The organism is Streptomyces sp. NPDC003034, assembly GCF_053591375.1.
In genome coordinates this window covers 184290-201444 of record NZ_JBSFTS010000001.1, presented here as the reverse complement: position 1 = coordinate 201444, position 17155 = coordinate 184290, and the positions used below count along the sequence as shown (strand labels likewise).

Below are 17155 nucleotides of genomic sequence, written 5' to 3'. Positions count from 1 at the left end.
GGGGCGCCCCTCGCGGCGCCGCTGCGGCCGGGGCCGCGGGGGTGACGATGACGGTGACGCGGGCCCCTCGGCCATGGCCGCTCCTTCGACGGCCGAGAAACGGCGAAGCCGCCGCCCGGTGGAGGCCGGGGGCGGCTTCGTCACGTACGGGTGGGGGCTACTCCCACTCGATGGTGCCCGGGGGCTTGCTCGTGCAGTCCAGGACCACGCGGTTCACGCCCGGCACCTCGTTGGTGATGCGGGTGGAGATCCGCGCGAGCACCTCGTACGGCATGCGCGTCCAGTCCGCGGTCATCGCGTCCTCGGAGGAGACGGGGCGCAGCACGATCGGGTGGCCGTAGGTCCGGCCGTCGCCCTGGACACCGACGCTGCGCACGTCCGCCAGCAGGACGACCGGGCACTGCCAGATCTCGCGGTCCAGGCCGGCCGCGGTGAGCTCGTGGCGGGCGATGGCATCGGCCTCGCGCAGCAGGTCCAGGCGGTCCTTGGTGACCTCGCCGACGATGCGGATGCCGAGGCCGGGGCCCGGGAAGGGCTGGCGGTGGACGATCTCGTCCGGCAGGCCCAGCTCCTGTCCGACCATGCGGACCTCGTCCTTGAACAGCTGGCGCAGCGGCTCGACGAGCTCGAACTCGATGTCGTCGGGCAGCCCGCCGACGTTGTGGTGCGACTTGATGTTCGCGGTGCCCGTGCCGCCACCGGACTCGACCACGTCCGGGTACAGGGTGCCCTGCACCAGGAAGGCCACGTCGGGGCCGCCCTCGGCGATGATCTCGGCCTGGGCCTGCTCGAAGACGCGGATGAACTCGCGGCCGATGATCTTCCGCTTGGTCTCGGGGTCGGAGACGCCGGCCAGCGCGTTCAGGAAGCGCTCCTGCGCGTCGACCACCTTCAGCTGCACGCCGGTGGCGGCGACGAAGTCCTTCTCGACCTGCTCGGTCTCACCCTTGCGCATCAGACCGTGGTCCACGTACACGCAGGTCAGCTGGGAGCCGATGGCCTTCTGCACGAGCGCCGCGGCGACCGCGGAGTCCACGCCGCCGGAGAGGCCGCAGATGGCGCGCTTGTCGCCGACCTGCTCGCGGATGGCCGCGATCTGCTCCTCCACGATGTTGCCGGTGGTCCAGTCGGGGGCCAGGCCGGCGCCGCGGTAGAGGAAGTGCTCCAGGACCTGCTGGCCGTGCGTGGAGTGCATCACCTCGGGGTGGTACTGCACGCCGTACAGCTTCTTCTCGTCGTTCTCGAAGGCGGCGACCGGGACGACGTCGGTCGAGGCGGTGACGGTGAAGCCCTCGGGGGCGGCGGAGCAGGCGTCTCCGTGGGACATCCACACCGACTGCTGGTCGGGGGTGCCCTCGAAGAGGGTGGAGCCGGACTTGGAGACCGCCAGCGGAGTGCGGCCGTACTCGCGCGCACCGGTGTTGTCGACCTGGCCGCCGAGGGTGACCGCCATCAGCTGGAAGCCGTAGCACATGCCGAAGACGGGGACACCGGCCTCGAAGAGCGCCGGGTCCATGCTCGGCGCACCCTCCTCGTACACGGAGGAGGGACCGCCGGAGAGGATGATCCCCTTGGGGTTCTTGGCCAGCATCTCGGCCACCGGCATCGTGCTGGGGACGATCTCGCTGTAGACCCGTGCCTCGCGGACGCGGCGGGCGATGAGCTGGGCGTACTGGGCGCCGAAGTCAACGACGAGAACCGTGTCCGGGGCGCTGTCGTGGGCGGCGGAGGGTGCTTCTGGCACGGGACGGCCTTCCGGCGGAAGAGTGGCTGTTTTGTCGATTCTAACGGGGGACGCCAGGTCCCCTTCGTCTCACCATCCGAACCGCCTTGGCACGGAGCGGGACGGAAGGCAATAATCCACTCCATGCGCAAGCAGCTGAGCTTCCTCTTTACCTATGGCACCGGCCGGTCCGGTCGCCATGGGTACGCGTGATGCTCGCTTGAGCCGCTGACTTCCCAGAGCGCCCCGGTCCGACAGGACCGGGGCGCTCCGCGTTTCCGCTCCCGTCGGTCCCCGCCCCGGGCACCACCCCGCAGACACGACCACAGGAGCGAACACCATGAGCGTCACCACCCCCGAGCAGCTGATCGCCGACTCCCGCACCCGCATCGACGCCCTGGACGACCGCATCATCGGCCTGATCCAGGAGCGGATGGCCGTCTCGGCGGTCATCCAGGACGCGAGGATCGCCTCCGGCGGCCGCCGGGTGCACCTGTCGCGCGAGATGGAGGTGCTGTCGCACTGGAGCGACGCCCTCGGGAAGCCCGGAACCAGCCTCGCCATGACCCTGCTGGAACTGTGCCGCGGCCGAGTCTGAGCCGCCTCGCGCCCGGCGCGGACCTCGGCCCGGCAGCCGGCACACGGCACACGGCACACGGCACACGGCACACGGCACACGATCGGCCGTTCGTCACTCGTCCGGACCGTGACCGCCCCCGGGGCGCTTCGTTGGTGCATGTGTCCGCGCCAGCCAGGTGCGGGACCGCAGCACCACGCGTGGCTCCGCTGGAGCGATGAGACGTGCACCCCCCTTCGGAGCGTACGTCGTGGGACCTCGCTCCATCGTGACCGGACGGCAGGGGACAGCAGCCCGGTCACCCCTGAAAGAGACGGCCGGACCGGGGGACGCCCCGGGCCGGCCGTTCTCGTCGCCGCCGTCCCGCGACCGCGCCCGCGACCGCAGCCGCGTCCCCGTGCTCCGCAGCCCCGTCCCCCGACGGCCCGTCACCGTTGCACCTTTCGGTATGTGATCGACACCACAGACCGGCAGACGGGATTCCGGTACAACCATCGGGGTTGAACATCTGTCACGTATGTACTGCGGCGGGTTCTGCGCTCGGAGGGGGAGCGCAGACCCCGCCGCCGTCATTCCGCCGGCTGCGGACCGCGCCGCGGGATCTCCGGTACCGCCAGGAACGGCAGCCGCAGCGCGCCGAAGGCGTCCTTCGGAACCGTCGGCCGGACCGGTGCGACCGCGGCCAGGCGGACGTAGGCGCCGCCCTGATCAGGCCTCGGGTCCCGTTCGCCCTTGTTCGGCCAGTACGACATCGCCCGCTCGGCCTGCGCCGTGATCGTCAGTGACGGGTTCACGCCGAGGTTCGCGGAAACCGCCGAGCCGTCCACCACCGAGATGCCGGGGTACCCGTAGAGCCGGTGGTACGGATCCACCACGCCCTCCCGCGCCGAGGCCCCGATCGGGCAGCCGCCGAGGAAGTGCGCGGTCAGCGGGGTCCCCATCAGCTCGCCGACGTTACTGCCCGCAAAGCCGTTGATCTCCTCGGCCAGCAGGGTCGCGGCCCGCGTGGCCTCCGCGATCTGGACCGGGTTGGGGGCGCCGTGGCCCTGGCGGGCGGTCAGCAGGCCCTTCCCGATCCCGCCGGGCTTGCGGTAGGTCGTCAGTGAGTTGTCCAGCGACTGCATGACCAGGCCGATGATGGTCCGCTCCGACCAGCGCCGGTTGGACAGCGACCGGACCAGCTGCACCGGGTGCCGCACGGTCCTGGCCAGCCAGGCGCGGACGCGGTGCTTGCCGTAGGGGACCTGCGGGACGGTCATGAACCCCATGGCGTTGGAGCCCTTGCCGTAGCGGACGGGCTCGATGTGGGTGTCGGCGTTGGGATGCACCGAGGAGGTGATCGCCACGCCCCGCGTGAAGTCCGCCCGCGCCTGACCGCCGTGCCGCGCGCGGTAGCGGCGGTCGTCGGTCAGGGCGCCGACCAGTCCCTCGGAGTTCGTACGGGTCAGGTCGCCGAGCCGGTCCGAGAGGCGGGGCAGGTCGCCCCGGTCCTTCATGGTGTGCAGCAGGGTCTGGGTGCCGTACGTGCCCGCAGCGAGCACCACGTACGCGGCGCGCAGGACCTTGACCGGGCCCTTGCGGCGGGCTTCGGTGGGGACGGTGGCGACCCGGTAGCCGCCGTCGGGGTGTTCGCGGACGGCGGTGACCGTGGTCATGGGGTGGATGACGGCGCCCGCGCGCTCGGCGAGGTGCAGGTAGTTCTCGTTCAGGGTGTTCTTCGCGCCGTGCCGGCAGCCGGTCATGCACTCGCCGCATTCGGTGCACGCCGTGCGGGCGGGTCCCGCGCCGCCGAAGTACGGGTCGGCGACCTCCTCGCCGGGCCGGACCTTCGCGTGCCCCTCGGCGTCCTTCCCGTCGCCGAAGAAGACGCCGACCGGGGCCATGTGGAAGGAGTCCGCCACGCCCATCTTCTCGGCGACCGCCTTCAGGTGGACGTCGGAGGGGGTCATCGTCGGGTTGAGCCTGACCCCGAGCATCCGCCTGGCCTGGTCGTAGTACGGGGCGAGTTCCTCGCGCCAGTCGGTGATCGACGCCCACTGCCGGTCCTCGAAGAAGGGGGCGGGCGGCACGTAGAGGGTGTTGGCGTAGTTGAGGGAGCCGCCGCCCACCCCGGCGCCGGCGAGCACCATCACCTGGCCGAGCAGGTGGATCCGCTGGATCCCGTAGAGCCCGAGGGCCGGAGCCCAGAGGTAGTTGCGCAGGTCCCAGCTGTTCTTCGGCAGGCTCTCGCGGGTGAAGCGGCGTCCCGCCTCCAGGACGCCGACCCGGTAGCCCTTCTCGGTGAGGCGAAGCGCCGAGACCGATCCTCCGAAGCCGGATCCGACGACGATCACGTCGTAGTCGTACGCGTCGCCGTGCGGGTCCTCGTATGCGTCGTCGTGCGGCACGGATACCCCTTAGCGCAGTCGGAGGGCCTTCATGACCTGGAGGCTGCGGGTCATGAACGCGGCGTACTTCTCGTCGTCCATGCCCAGCGAGGGAGCCATCGGGAGCAGCCGCTGATGGGCGACGGTCTGCGCCTCGGTGTACTTGAGGATGCCCTCGGAGCCGTGGCGGCGGCCGAGGCCGGAGTCCTTCATGCCGCCCATGGGTGCCTGGGCGCTGCCGTAGGCGGGGGCGTAGCCCTCGTTGATGTTGACGGTGCCGGTGCGCAGGCGGGCGGCGACGGCGTGGCCGCGGCGGGCGTCCTTGGTCCACACGCTGGAGTTCAGGCCGTAGGCGGTGGCGTTGGCCTCCGCGATCACCTGGTCCTCGTCGGTGAAGCGGTAGACGGACACGACGGGGCCGAAGGTCTCCTCGCCGCACACCGCCATCGGCGCCTCGACGCCGTCGAGGATGGTGGGTTCGTAGAAGAGCGGGCCGATGTCGGGGCGCGCGGTCCCGCCCGCGACGAGCGTGGCGCCCTTGGCTATGGCCTCGTCCACGTGCCGCTGTACGGTCTCCAGCTGGCGCTCGCCGACCAGCGAGCCCATGTCCGCGCCGTAGGCGAGGGAACTGCCCAGGCGCATGGCCTTGGTCCGGGCGGCGAACCGCTCCACGAAGGCGTCGGCGATCGAGGTGTGGACGTACAGCCGCTCGATGGAGATGCACAGCTGGCCGGCGGAGGAGAAGCAGGCGCGGACGGCGCCCGCCGCGGCCTTCTCGATGTCGGCGTCGTGCAGGACGAGCATGGCGTTCTTGCCGCCGAGCTCCAGGGAGACCCCGACGAGGCGGGCGGCCGCGCCCTGGGCGACCTCGCGGCCGGTGCGGGTGGAGCCGGTGAAGGAGACGTAGTCGGCGTGGCGGACGACCTCGGGGCCGACGACCGGACCCTCGCCGAGGACGACTTGGAAGACCTCGGCGGGCAGCCCGGCCTCGATCAGCAGCTCCCGGGCCCACAGGGCAGTCAGCGCGGTCTCGGTGTCGGGCTTCATGACGACCGCGTTGCCGCAGACGAAGGCGGGCAGCGCGTCGCCGACCGACAGCTCCAGCGGGTAGTTCCAGGGGGCTATCTGGCCGACGACGCCGCGCGGCTGGCGCAGCTCGGTGACCTTGGTGAGCGTGGGTATGGCGCCGGTGTGCCCCTTGGGGCGCAGGTAGGAGGGGGCCTTGCGGCCGTAGTGGCGGGCGCCGACGGCTACCGCCTGGACCTCTTCGTGGGCGTGCAGGCGGGCCTTGCCGGTCTCCAGCTGGATGAGGTCGAGGACCTCCGCCTGCCGGGCCAGGACCAGGTCGTGGAAGCGGAGCAGGACCGCTGCCCGCTTGCGTACGGGGACGGCCGCCCAGGCCGGCTGGGCGGCGCGGGCCCGCGCGAAGGCCTCGGCGACGTCTTCGGGGTTGGCCTCGGGGAGCTCGGCCAGTACGTCCCCGGTGAAGGGCGCGTGATTGGCGGTGCGGCCGGAGCCGATCACTCCGCGGGTCAGCCGGGCGACGAGGTCGGGAGTCACCACGTCGGCGGCGGTGCGGGCGCCGGCCGGGGCCGGGGCGACCGGGTTGGTGGGCTGTGGCGTGGCGCGGAGGGGGGCGGCGGGGGCCTGCGAGTCCGTCATGGCGGTGAGCGTATTGCGCCGGAGGGGGCTTTGGGTACCCGTGGGTAACCGGATTTTGCCATGTCCGCCAGTGATCGCTGGCGGGATCAGGCGGGTCGCCGACGAGGTGGGTCGCGGACGAGGTGGGTCGTCGGATCAGGACGCCGCGGCGGTCAGTGGGCTCCCGCGGGCGGCTCCCAGCCGCTGAGCACGATGTCGAACTGCTGGCGGGTCGTGGCCCAGTCGGCGGCCGGACTCGACATGTACACCGCGTACTCGGCGCCGTCCGGGCCGATGTACATCTGCTCGATGGCCCGTCGCGGGCCGGCGTGGGTCCCCTTCTCCGTCCAGGTGAACTCCCACAGCGCGCCCTTCTCGGTGTCCCGGAAGGTGTTCTGGTTCAGCCGCTCCCGCTTGTAGTCCATCCGCAGGCGCACCTGCTTCTCCAGATCGAGCAGGTGCGTGTACGGGTTCTCGAAGTCCGGCTGCTTGTCGACGGCGATCCGGATGAAGTGCTTCCCGTTGTCCGGGGTGTAGTCGATCTGATTGCCGTCCATCTGGCGCGTCCAGCCGTCCGGGACGAAGAGGCTAAAGCCCGCCGGGTCGGTGACCTTCCGCCAGCCCGCCGGCGCCGCCGCCGCCGGACGCGCGTCGGCGGCACCGCCCGGCTGCTGCCCGGCGCCACCGTCCGCCTGCCCGTCCGGCGCGCTCGCGCTCTTGTCGGAGCCCTTCGCGCCCGCCCCGCCGGTGTACTTCAGTACCCCGAAGACACCGCCGCCACCGAGCAGCGCCGCCACCAGGGCCACGGCGGCGGCCCGCCGGATCCGGCCCCGGGCGTGGTCCGCGGAATCGGCTGCATGCGCGGGCCCGGGTGCGGGCGTCTGCGCGGACGCCGACGCGGACGGGGCGGACGCCGCCGGAGGCACCTGCTCCGCGGCCTCGGCGGGCGGAGCGCTCGGCCCCTGCGCCCGGGAGAGCTCCTGCGCGGTCAGCGCCCGCGTCGGTACGTACGCCTGCGCCGCCTTCGGCTCCCGCCCCTCCATCGCCTCCAGCAGCATCCGCTCGGCCTCCCCGGCCGAGGGCCGGTGGGCGGGATCCTTGCGCAGCAGGGCCGTGATGACCGGGCCCAGTACGCCGGCCTGGCGCAGGGGCGGCAGTTCCTCGTTCACCACGGCCTGCAGGCTGGAGATGGGCGAGGTGCGGCGGAACGGCGAGCGGGCCTCCACGGCCGTGTAGAGCGTGGCGCCCAGCGACCACAGGTCGGAGGCGGGGTCGGGAGCCCCGCCGGTGACCCGCTCGGGCGCCAGGTAGTCGATGGAGCCGACCAGTTCGCCGGTGCGCGTGATGGACGAGTCGCCCTCGATCGCGGCGATCCCGAAGTCCGTGAGCAGCACCCGGCCGTCCTTGGCCAGCAGCACGTTGCCCGGCTTCACGTCCCGGTGCAGGACACCGACCGCGTGGGCGGCACGCAGCGCTCCGAGCACGTGGAGCCCGATCCGGGCCGCCTCGCGCGGCTCTATCCGCCCGGCCGCCTTGGCCGCGTCCGCCAGCGAGGGGCCGTCGATGTACTCCATGACGATCCACGGCCGGTCGTCGTGCTCCAGTACGTCGTGCACGGTGACGACCGCCGGATGCTGGATCCGCGCCGCGGCCCGGGCCTCCTTCTGCGTCCGGGCGTGCAGGACCTCCCGGTCGGCCTGGGCCACGTACAGGCCCGCCGTCAGTTCCTTGACGGCGACCGTCCTGTGCAGCAGCTCGTCATGCGCGCGCCACACTCTGCCCATGCCGCCTCTGCCGATGGACTCGACGAGCCGGTACCGGCTCGCGAGCACGGCGCCCGCACCTGTCTGCTGTTCCACGAAACCCCGCCGCTCTGTGCACTTCGGGCCAGATTACGGAGCCCTCGGGTGCTGCCGGAACCAAGCGGGCGCGGTGAGACAGCACTGTGACGCAATTGCCGTACTGAGCACCCGTCAGCCGCTGCTCAACCACCCGCCCGGTAACTGGCCGTGGCCCTCTCGAAGACATCGGTCACCTTGCCGTCCTCGTCCTGCGGGCCGGTGACGATGACGACGTGATAGCTGCCGCCGAGCGCGACCACGTAGTTGCGGGCCACGACGTTGCGGCCGGTGCCGTCGATCCACGTGTACTTGCCGGTGGCCCGCAGTTGCTGGCCGACCTTGGTGCTCTTGACCTCGCTGACGGTGGACCAGGTGGAGGTGCGGTACGGGCTCAGCTCCTGCTCCTTGTCCTTCTGGTAGGCCGCCGGGTCAGGGTTCCCCTCGACCTTGTCCCGGCCGGGGACGACCGTCAGCACGAATTGCCCGTCGGTGTACCGCACCTGACCGGCTTCGTTGATGCCGCGCCGCTCCCATCCGCTGGGGACCACGATCTCGAAGTGCTCGGGATCCTGCTGGGCGGTGTAGCCGGGCGGAGCCGGGGCGGCGGGTGAGGAGGCGGCCGGGAGGGTGGCGGGGGAGGCCGTCTGCGGCGCGGGCCTGGACTCCGGTGTTCCGGTGGGGGCGTTGGCGGATGCGCTGGGGCTGCCCGCCGGGCTCTGCCCCTGCGGGGTCCCGGCGGATCCGCCCGGACCCTCGGGCGCGGAGCGGGGCATGAACAGCACCGCGTACGCCACCGCCCCGGCGAGCAGGGCCAGGATGCCGAGGAGCAGGGTCAGGCCGAGGGCGCGGGGCTTGCGGGGTGACGTCGGATTGCGGTGGCGCCCGTGCAGATCGCCGCGCCTGCGGACGACGGGCAGCCGCGCCGGATCCGGGTCCGCCATCGGGAGCATGACGAAACCGGCCCCCTCCGGCTCGGGGGCGGAGCGTACGAGCGAGCGCAGCCAGCCGCGGAGCTCCTCGAAGTCCGGGCGCTCGGTGGGGTCCTGACGCAGCAGCGACTCCACGACCGGGCGCAGTGCTCCGCATTCCTCCGCGAAGGCGGGGGGCTCGGCGCACACCATCTCGACGAGCTCGGCGACGCTGTCCTCCGGATACGGGGCATGGCCCTGCACGGCGCGGAACAGCAGCGCGCCGAGCGCCCAGAGGTCGGTGGCGGGCCCCACCGGGGGCGCCAGCTGCCAGTGCCCCCGCACGGGGCCGGCCTGTTCGGGAGCCCAGCGCTCGGTGACGGCCCCGACGACGGCCATGCGCGTCTGCCGGGCGCGCTCGGCGTCGAGGCCGGTCCGGGGGCCGCCGGCCCAGCCGCCGCTGGCGGGAACCGGAGCCGGAACCGGAGCCTGAGCCTGAGCCGGGGCGGGAGCCGGGGCCTGAGCCGGGGCCGTGCCCTGGGCCTCGGCCTGGCGGTAGCCCCGGGGCAGGGCGAGTTGGGCGGGCAGCGCCGGGTGGGCGGAGTGGGCCGGCGGGCTCACCGGCTCCGGGTGCCGGGGTCCCCGGTGTTGCTCCGGACGGGGCTCCGGCCCGGGTTCGGGCTCCGGGTGCTGGTCCGCCGCCGGAAGGGCGGCCTGGCGGCGCGGGGTCGTCCCGTGCCAGGGCGCGGCGCCGCCGGTCCGCGGACCGCCGTACGGGTACGAGTACCCCTGCGGGAGGGCCGACCCCTCGGGCCGCGGCTCCGGCCCGGGATCGGCTCCGGCCCCGCGCTGCTCGGTGACCCGCGCGGCGGCGGCCCGCGCCCCGGCCCGGTAGGCCGCGATGGCCCCGGCGCGCGCGGCGGCCTTGGTGTCGGGCCGCTCCTCGGGCCGCCCGGGGGTGATGTGGTCGGTGTACCGGGACCCGGTGTCGTAGCCGGGAGCCACCAGCGGCGCGTACTCGGGGGTTTCCGCGCCCGCCGCACCGCCGCCGTGCGGCCCGGCCGGGCCGAAGCCGCCGCCGTCCCGGCCGGTATCCGCGGGCAGGGCAGGATCCCGTACGGCCGTGCCCGCGCCGGGACCGCTCCTGCCGCCCGGCGCGGCAGCCGCGTCGACTCCCGGACCGCCGCCCGGCTCCTGGCCGGAGGGCGGCGGCGTGGGGCCGGGGACGGCGCCCCAGCCCGCCGCCGCTTCGCCGCCGGTCGCGCTCGGCGGGAGCGGGTCGTAACCGCACAAGGCTTCCTCGGCGGCTCCCGCCGCCAGGCCCGTGAGTACGACGCGCCCGTCATCGCAGACCAGGACGGTCCTGATGGTGATGTTGCGGTGCGTCCAGCCGTGCGCGTGCAGCACGCGCAGCGCGGTCAGCACGTCCGACGCGACCTCCGCCGCCCGGTACGGGGTCAGCGTCTGATCGGCGATCAGGGCCGCGAGCGGCCTGGCCGGGACCAGTTCGCTCACTATCCACAGGGACCCGCCCTCGGCGAACACGTCGAAGACCTGGTCCAGCCGGGGATGGTCGGGGATCGACGCCGCGGCCTGCGCCGCCTCGATCGCGCGGCGCACGGCCGGCAGGTCCGCCGCCGAGCGGCCCCCCGCCGCCGGGACCCGGTCACCGTCGAGCAGCTCGGCGTCCACGACCTCCGGCAACGGCACCTGCCGTACCAGGACTTCCTGCCCGCTGCGCGTGTCGAAGGCCCGCGTCTCGACCAGCTCGAAGTCGTCCGAGGGCGGCAGCGGCAGACGGTAGCGGTGGGCCAGGATCCGGCCCGCGTAGTCCTCCACATCGCCTCCCCCGAGTGCGGTGGGCCCCCCATGGCCCCGCTGACACGATACGTCTCCCGGGCCGCCCGCGTCCCGGGGTCAGCCCAGCGGCTGGAAGGTCTCGAATGCCGTGGTGCGCATCTGCGTGCATTCGGGGCCGTCCCACTGGTCGGCGGCGCAGCTGATCATGATGGCGTAGCCGTGCGTCGCGTCCATCTTGAAGCCGCGGTTGAGGACCCGGACCCTCATGCCGTCCTGCTCGCGCTCGAACTCCCAGTCCGCGACGGTCGGATAGCCCCGGTAGTCCCTCGGCTCGATCGAGATGAGCCGGTAGCCCGTGCTGCTGGAGGCCACGGCCGGGGCCAGGGCGAGCCAGGCGGCGCGGGCGTCGTCGCCCGGCTTGCTGGTGTGGTCGACCTGGATCCGCGGGAAACCGCCGTCCCTGCTGTATATGCCGCCGGAGTTCTTGCCCGCCGTGCCGGTCCGCTTGAAACCCTCGGGCATCGCCATCGAGAAGTGGAACCCGGCGTCCGTCACCACGGCGTATCCGGCCGGGAGTCCGGCTCCCGGAGCGCCGGGAGGGACGCCCTGACCTTGGCTCTGTCCCTGTCCCTGACCCTGGTTCTGGCCCTGGTCGGCGCCGGGCGTCTGCTGGCCCTGGCCGGACTCACCGCCCGCGCTGGCGCCCGGTTGGGCGGGGTTCGGGGACTGCCCGGTTCCGCCCGGGGAGCCCGGCGAAGCACTGCCGGACACGGAGGGGGCGCCCTGGCTCGGGCCGCCCTTGCCCTCGTCCTTGCGGCCGTCCGTCTTCTCGCCGCTGACCGCGTAGGCGATGAGCGAGCCGATCACCGCGAGGGCCACGATGACGCCGGCTATCGCCAGTGCGATGGTCCGGCGCGGCACGACATCGGTGAGCGAGGCCGCGACCGGCGCCCGCTTGGACGGGGGCGCCTGCGCGGTGGAGGCGGCCGTGGCAGCGACGGCCGCCGCCTTGCGGGCCGACTTCAGCGCGGCGCGGGCCAGCTCGCGCTGCTCGCGCTCCCGCCGCTCGCGTTCCTTCTTCTCCGCCTTCTCGGCCTTCTCGGCGGCCTTGTCCGCGGCGGCCTTGGCGGCGGCCTTCTCGGCGGCCTCCTGGGCGTCCGCCAGCGAGACCTGCCGGGTCTTCTCGGCGGCCGCGGCCAGGACGGGGGCCGTGGCCGTCTCGGGCGCGTTCAGCACGGCCGTGAGCATGGCCCGGGCCCTCTTGTCGTCGAGGCGCTGGGCGGGATCCTTCGCGAGCAGCCCGTAGATGACCTCGGTCAGGGGACCGGCGTTCTTCGGGGGGTCCACCGGCTCGGTCATCACGGCGGTGAGCGTGGCGAGCGCGGACCCCTTGTCGTACGGGGGCACGCCCTCGACGGCGGCGTAGAGCAGACCGCCGAGTGACCACATGTCGGCCGGCGGACCGGGCTTGTAACCGCGGGCCCGCTCGGGCGAGATGTAGGAGGGGGCGCCGACGAGCATGCCGGTGGAGGTGACGGAGGGGTCGCCCTCGACCTGGGCGATGCCGAAGTCGGTGAGGACGACGCGGCCGTTGCCGGCTATGAGCACGTTGGAGGGTTTGACGTCCCGGTGCAGGATGCCCTGGCTGTGCGCCGCACGCAGTACGTCGAGCACCGCGAGGCCGACCTCGGCGGCGCGGCGCGGGGTCAGGGGGCCGTTCTCCCGTACGAACTCGGCGAGCGAGGAGCCCTCGATGAGCTCCATCACGATCCACGGCCGGCTGTCCTCGTCCACGACGTCGTAGACGGTGAGCGCGCCGCTGCTGCGGATCCGGGCGATGGCCTTGGCCTCACGGAGGGTACGGGTGATGAGCCGGCGCTTCTCGTCCTCGTCGACGCCGCCGGTGAAGCGCAGCTCCTTGACGGCGACGGTCCGCCCCAGGGTCTCGTCCTGGGCGCGCCACACCGTGCCCATCCCGCCCTTGCCGAGCACGTCCCCCAACCGGTACCGCCCGGCGAGCAGCCGCCCTTCATCCTTGACCGCACCCACCCCGGCCTTGGCGTCGGACTTGGCGTCCTCGGGCTCCGCATCAGCCGCCACGGGCGACGCACCGTCCACGCCGGACTCGGCCTTTTCCAACCCGGCCATCGCCCCGCCAGACTTCTCCCCGGGCTCCGCACCCTCGGGCTCCGCATCAGCCGTCACGGGCGACGCACCCTCCACCGCGGGCTTCGACGCAGGCGGTTCGGCAGGCGGTTGGGCCTCGGGCTTCGCCACAGGCGGCTCGATGTGCTCCGGCTTCGACATGCGTCCCCTCTGCGATCGTGCCGCCCGTTCCGGCTGCCCCGGCAGCGGCCGGGGTGCACGGTAACCCTCCCCGGCAGAACCCTCATTGTTCCTCACTACGCAACGGACGGACCCCCCGGGTCCGTGGTTCCCCCTTCCGCATCCCGGACTTACAACGGAACGATGTCGGGCGCTCCGAGCCGCGCCGCGTCCGCCGTCTGATCGTCCGGCTGGCGCTGCGATTCACGTTCCGCTTGTACCCGCTTCTCGTAGTGCTCCACCTCCTTCTCGATCTGCTGCTCGTCCCAGCCCAGAACCGGAGCCATCAACTCCGCGCACTCCCGCGCCGACCGCGTCCCCCGGTCGAAGGTCTCGATCGAGATCCGCGTCCGCCGCGTCAGCACGTCGTCCAGGTGCCGCGCGCCCTCGTGCGAGGCCGCGTACACGATCTCCGCCTTCAGGTAGTCCTCCGCCCCGGACACCGGCTCCCCCAGCCCGGAATCGGCCGCGACCAGGTCCAGCAGTTCCTCCGTCAGCGCCCCGTACCGGTTCAACAGGTGCTCCACCCGCGCCACATGGAGCCCCGTCCCCGCGGCGATCCGGGCCCGCGCGTTCCACAGCGCCCGGTAGCCCTCCGCGCCCACCAGCGGCACGTCCTCCGTCACGCACTGCGCCACCCGCTGGTCCAGCCCGTGCACCGCCTCGTCGACCGCGTCCTTCGCCATGACCCGGTACGTCGTGTACTTGCCGCCCGCCACGACCACCAGCCCGGGCACCGGGTGCGCCACCGTGTGCTCGCGCGAGAGCTTGCTCGTCGCGTCCGATTCCCCGGCCAGGAGCGGCCGCAGGCCCGCGTAGACCCCCTGGACGTCGTCGCGCGTCAGCGGCACGGCCAGCACGGAGTTCACGTGCTCCAGCAGGTAGTCGATGTCCGCGCTCGACGCCGCCGGGTGCGCCTTGTCCAGGTCCCAGTCGGTGTCGGTGGTGCCCACGATCCAGTGCCGCCCCCACGGGATGACGAACAGCACGGACTTCTCGGTCCGCAGGATCAGTCCGGTGCTCGAATGGATCCGGTCCTTGGGTACGACCAGGTGGATGCCCTTCGAGGCCCGCACGTGGAACTGCCCCCGCTCCCCGATCAGCGCCTGGGTGTCGTCCGTCCACACCCCCGTCGCGTTCACGATCTGCTTCGCGCGGATCTCGTACTCGCCGCCGCCCTCCACGTCCCGCACCCGCGCGCCGACCACCCGTTCGCCCTCGCGCAGGAAGCCGATCACCCTCGCCCGGTTGGCGCAGTGCGCCCCGTACGCCGCCGCCGTGCGGACCAGGGTGGCGACGTACCGGGCGTCGTCCATCTGGGCGTCGTAGTACTGCAGGGCGCCCACCAGCGCGTCCTTGCGCAGCGCCGGCGCCACCCGCAGGGCCCGTTTGCGCGACAGGTGCCGGTGCAGGGGCAGCCCCCGCCCGTGACCGCTGGAGACCGACATCGCGTCGTACAGGGCGACGCCCGAGCCGGCATAGAGCCGCTCCCAGCCCCTGTGCTGCAACGGGTACAGGAACGGCACCGGCTTCACGAGGTGCGGCGCCAGCCGCTCCAGGAGCAGCCCGCGCTCCTTCAGCGCCTCCCTGACGAGGGCGAAGTCGAGCATCTCCAGGTATCTGAGGCCGCCGTGGATGAGCTTGCTCGACCGGCTGGAGGTGCCCGAGGCCCAGTCGCGCGCTTCCACCAGACCGGTGGCGAGGCCTCTGGTCACCGCGTCGAGCGCGGTGCCGGCACCGACCACTCCCGCGCCCACGACCAGTACGTCCAGCTCCCGCTCGGCCATCCGGGCGAGGGCCTCGGCGCGCTGCGCCGGTCCCAGTGTCGCTGTCCTCACGGCTGCCTCCCGTTGGTGCGGGTGATCCCCGCGTCGTGCGACGGATCCCCGCGTCCACGGGTGATCCCGCTCACATTCCCCGTTCATGATTCTGACCGCCCGCACCCACATCAGCCACCGCCTGTGGACAACACAACGGCGACCGCCGCCTCAGAATGCGACATATCTGTCATATATACGCCTAGTCTGACATTGCGCCAGCTCCCCTGTTCCCCCACACTTCGGCCGGAGGAACCCCGGAGGACTTGCGCGGCAGCCCCCTCATGTCAGGGAAGGGACGGCACCCCCATGCCCGCAGATCTCGCCGTCATCGGACTCGGCCATCTCGGCCTGCCACTCGCCCAGGCGGCCGTGGCCGCCGGAATCGAGACGGTCGGCTACGACAGCGGTCCGGTCACGGACTCCACCCTCACCGCCGCCGAGATCCGCCGCATGTCGGCGGCCGGCTTCCGGGTCACCACCAACCCCGCCGAGCTCGGCCGGGTGCGCACCGCCGTCATCTGCGCCCCCACGCAGCTCGGCGCCGATCGCGCGCTGGACCTCACCGCCGTCGGCGAGGCCGGCCGCGCGCTCGCCGCCCGCCTGCGCGCGCACACCACCGTGATCCTCGAATCCGCCGCCCATCCGGGTGTCACCGAGGACTACCTGCGCCCGATCCTCGAAGAGGGCTCCGGACTGCGGGCCGGCCGGGACTTCCATCTGGCCTACTCCCCCAGCCGCCTCGACCCGGGCAACCGCACGCACGGCATCTCGAACACCCCCAAGGTGATCGGCGGCCTCACCCCCGCCTGCACGGAGTCCGCGCACGCCTTCTACGCCCGCCTCACCGAGAAGGTGGTCCGCGCCCGCGGCCTGCGCGAGGCGGAGACCGTACAGCTCCTGGAGACCAACTACCGGCACGTCAACATCGCCCTGATGAACGAGATGGCGGTGCTCTGCCACGACCTCGGCGTGGACCTGTGGGACGTCATCCGCTGCGCCGAGACCAAGCCGTACGGTTTCCAGGCCTTCCGCCCCGGCCCGGGAGTCGGCGGCCACGGCGTCCCCCTCGACCCCAACTACCTCCCGCACACCACGCGCACCCCGGGTCACCCCCTGCGCATGGTCGGCCTGGCGCAGGAGATCAACACGCGGATGCCCCAGTACGTCATCCAGCGTTCCGCCACCCTGCTGAACGAGCACGGAAAATCGGCCCGCGGGGCCCGCGTCCTGCTGCTGGGGGTCACGTACAAGCCCGACCTCGCCGACCAGGAGGGTTCCCCGGCCTGCGAGATCGCCAGCCGCCTGCTCGACCTCGGCGCGCTGGTCAGCTACCACGACCCCTACATCGCGGGCTGGCGGGTCCGGGACCGGCCGGTCCCGCGCGCCGAGTCGCTGTACGAGGCCGCCGCCAACGCCGACCTCACGATCCTGCTCCAGCACCACCGCACCTACGACATGCAGGGCCTCGCGGTCAAGGCCCAACTGCTGCTCGACACCCGCGGAGCCAGTCCGGCGGGCGCGGCCCACCGCCTCTGACCACTACCGCCGCTGTGCAACATACGTTGGACGGATGTTGCACACGGCGGTAGGCTGGCGGTATGGCGACGACCATAGGGTTTCGGCCCACCGAGGAGGACGAGCGCATCATCGCTGCCGCCATGCGCGAGGGCGAGCGTACGAGTGACGTGATCCGGCGGGCCCTGCGACTGCTGGAGCGCGAAGCATGGCTCACCACAGCACGCGCGGACGCCGAGCGTCTCGCCGACGAGGATCTGAGCGACGAAGCGGACGCCTGGTGATCCGGGGTGCTGTCTACCGGGTCGACTTCGGGGACGCCAAGCGCGGGCATGAACAGCGCGGCAAGCGGTACGGACTAGTGCTCAGCCCGAGCTCCATGCGCTGGAACGTGGCGACGGTCATCCCCGCTTCGACCAGCGCCCAGCAGGCCGCGTTCCGGCCGCAACTGGAACTCGCAGGCGTTCTGACGCGCCTCCTCGTCGATCAGATCCGCACCGTCGACGTGTCATACATCCACGGCGACCCGGTGCACTTCCTCCATCACTTCGAGATGGCGGAAGTGGAACACGCCGTCACCTTGTACCTGGGCCTCTGAGCCGGTGCGCCCGGACGACGCCGGAGGGCCGGCACCCCGAG

General features: G+C 72.7%; 11 protein-coding genes. 4 read left to right on the top strand and 7 right to left on the bottom strand.

Going from position 1 to position 17155, the window contains the following annotated elements:
* Window positions 1–157: 157 nt before the first annotated feature.
* Entirely contained in the window at window positions 158–1744 is a 1587-nt protein-coding gene (guaA, locus tag ACWDX7_RS01010) for a glutamine-hydrolyzing GMP synthase (protein ID WP_451488916.1), read from the bottom strand.
* 319 nt (window positions 1745–2063) lie between these two features.
* Here guaA and ACWDX7_RS01005 point away from each other — a divergent pair, with 319 nt between their 5' ends.
* Window positions 2064–2321 (top strand): chorismate mutase, encoded by a 258-nt coding sequence (locus ACWDX7_RS01005; RefSeq protein ID WP_451488917.1) that lies wholly within the window; start codon window positions 2064–2066, stop codon window positions 2319–2321.
* A 548-nt stretch (window positions 2322–2869) separates the two neighbouring features.
* Here the strand turns inward: ACWDX7_RS01005 and ACWDX7_RS01000 are convergent.
* The 6 genes from ACWDX7_RS01000 to ACWDX7_RS00975 form a co-directional block, all read right to left on the bottom strand.
* A complete protein-coding gene (locus ACWDX7_RS01000; RefSeq protein WP_451488918.1) occupies window positions 2870–4687 on the bottom strand; it encodes a GMC oxidoreductase in 1818 nt (605 codons plus the stop codon).
* Window positions 4688–4696: 9 nt separating this feature from the next.
* Entirely contained in the window at window positions 4697–6328 is a 1632-nt protein-coding gene (locus tag ACWDX7_RS00995; protein ID WP_451488919.1) for a succinic semialdehyde dehydrogenase, read from the bottom strand.
* 152 nt (window positions 6329–6480) lie between these two features.
* Window positions 6481–8166 carry a serine/threonine-protein kinase gene (locus ACWDX7_RS00990; RefSeq protein ID WP_451488920.1) on the bottom strand — a complete coding sequence of 562 codons (1686 nt, stop codon included), beginning with the start codon at window positions 8164–8166 and terminating at the stop codon, window positions 6481–6483.
* A gap of 125 nt (window positions 8167–8291) precedes the next feature.
* Window positions 8292–10895, bottom strand: coding sequence for a protein kinase (locus tag ACWDX7_RS00985; protein ID WP_451488921.1), 2604 nt, complete (start codon window positions 10893–10895; stop codon window positions 8292–8294).
* A 78-nt stretch (window positions 10896–10973) separates the two neighbouring features.
* Complete coding sequence (locus tag ACWDX7_RS00980) at window positions 10974–13061, bottom strand: serine/threonine-protein kinase (RefSeq protein ID WP_451488922.1); 2088 nt, start codon at window positions 13059–13061, stop codon at window positions 10974–10976.
* 251 nt (window positions 13062–13312) lie between these two features.
* Entirely contained in the window at window positions 13313–15019 is a 1707-nt protein-coding gene (locus ACWDX7_RS00975) for a glycerol-3-phosphate dehydrogenase/oxidase (RefSeq protein WP_451488923.1), read from the bottom strand.
* 288 nt (window positions 15020–15307) lie between these two features.
* Here ACWDX7_RS00975 and ACWDX7_RS00970 point away from each other — a divergent pair, with 288 nt between their 5' ends.
* The 3 genes from ACWDX7_RS00970 (at window position 15308) to ACWDX7_RS00960 (ending at window position 17114) form a co-directional block, all read left to right on the top strand.
* Entirely contained in the window at window positions 15308–16537 is a 1230-nt protein-coding gene (locus ACWDX7_RS00970) for a nucleotide sugar dehydrogenase (RefSeq protein WP_451488924.1), read from the top strand.
* A 62-nt stretch (window positions 16538–16599) separates the two neighbouring features.
* Window positions 16600–16800, top strand: coding sequence for a hypothetical protein (locus tag ACWDX7_RS00965; RefSeq protein ID WP_451488925.1), 201 nt, complete (start codon window positions 16600–16602; stop codon window positions 16798–16800).
* Window positions 16797–17114, top strand: coding sequence for a type II toxin-antitoxin system PemK/MazF family toxin (locus ACWDX7_RS00960; RefSeq protein WP_451488926.1), 318 nt, complete (start codon window positions 16797–16799; stop codon window positions 17112–17114). The genes ACWDX7_RS00965 and ACWDX7_RS00960 overlap by 4 nt, the downstream gene beginning before the upstream one ends.
* The last annotated feature ends 41 nt before the right edge of the window (window positions 17115–17155 follow it).

What these genes read in the sequence shown, in the direction of transcription:
- ACWDX7_RS01005 (WP_451488917.1), top strand. Translation starts at nt 2,064, where the DNA reads ATGAGCGTCACCACCCCCGAGCAGCTGATCGCCGACTCCCGCACCCGC.
- ACWDX7_RS00995 (WP_451488919.1), bottom strand. Translation starts at nt 6,328, where the DNA reads ATGACGGACTCGCAGGCCCCCGCCGCCCCCCTCCGCGCCACGCCACAG.
- ACWDX7_RS00970 (WP_451488924.1), top strand. Translation starts at nt 15,308, where the DNA reads ATGCCCGCAGATCTCGCCGTCATCGGACTCGGCCATCTCGGCCTGCCA.
- ACWDX7_RS00965 (WP_451488925.1), top strand. Translation starts at nt 16,600, where the DNA reads ATGGCGACGACCATAGGGTTTCGGCCCACCGAGGAGGACGAGCGCATC.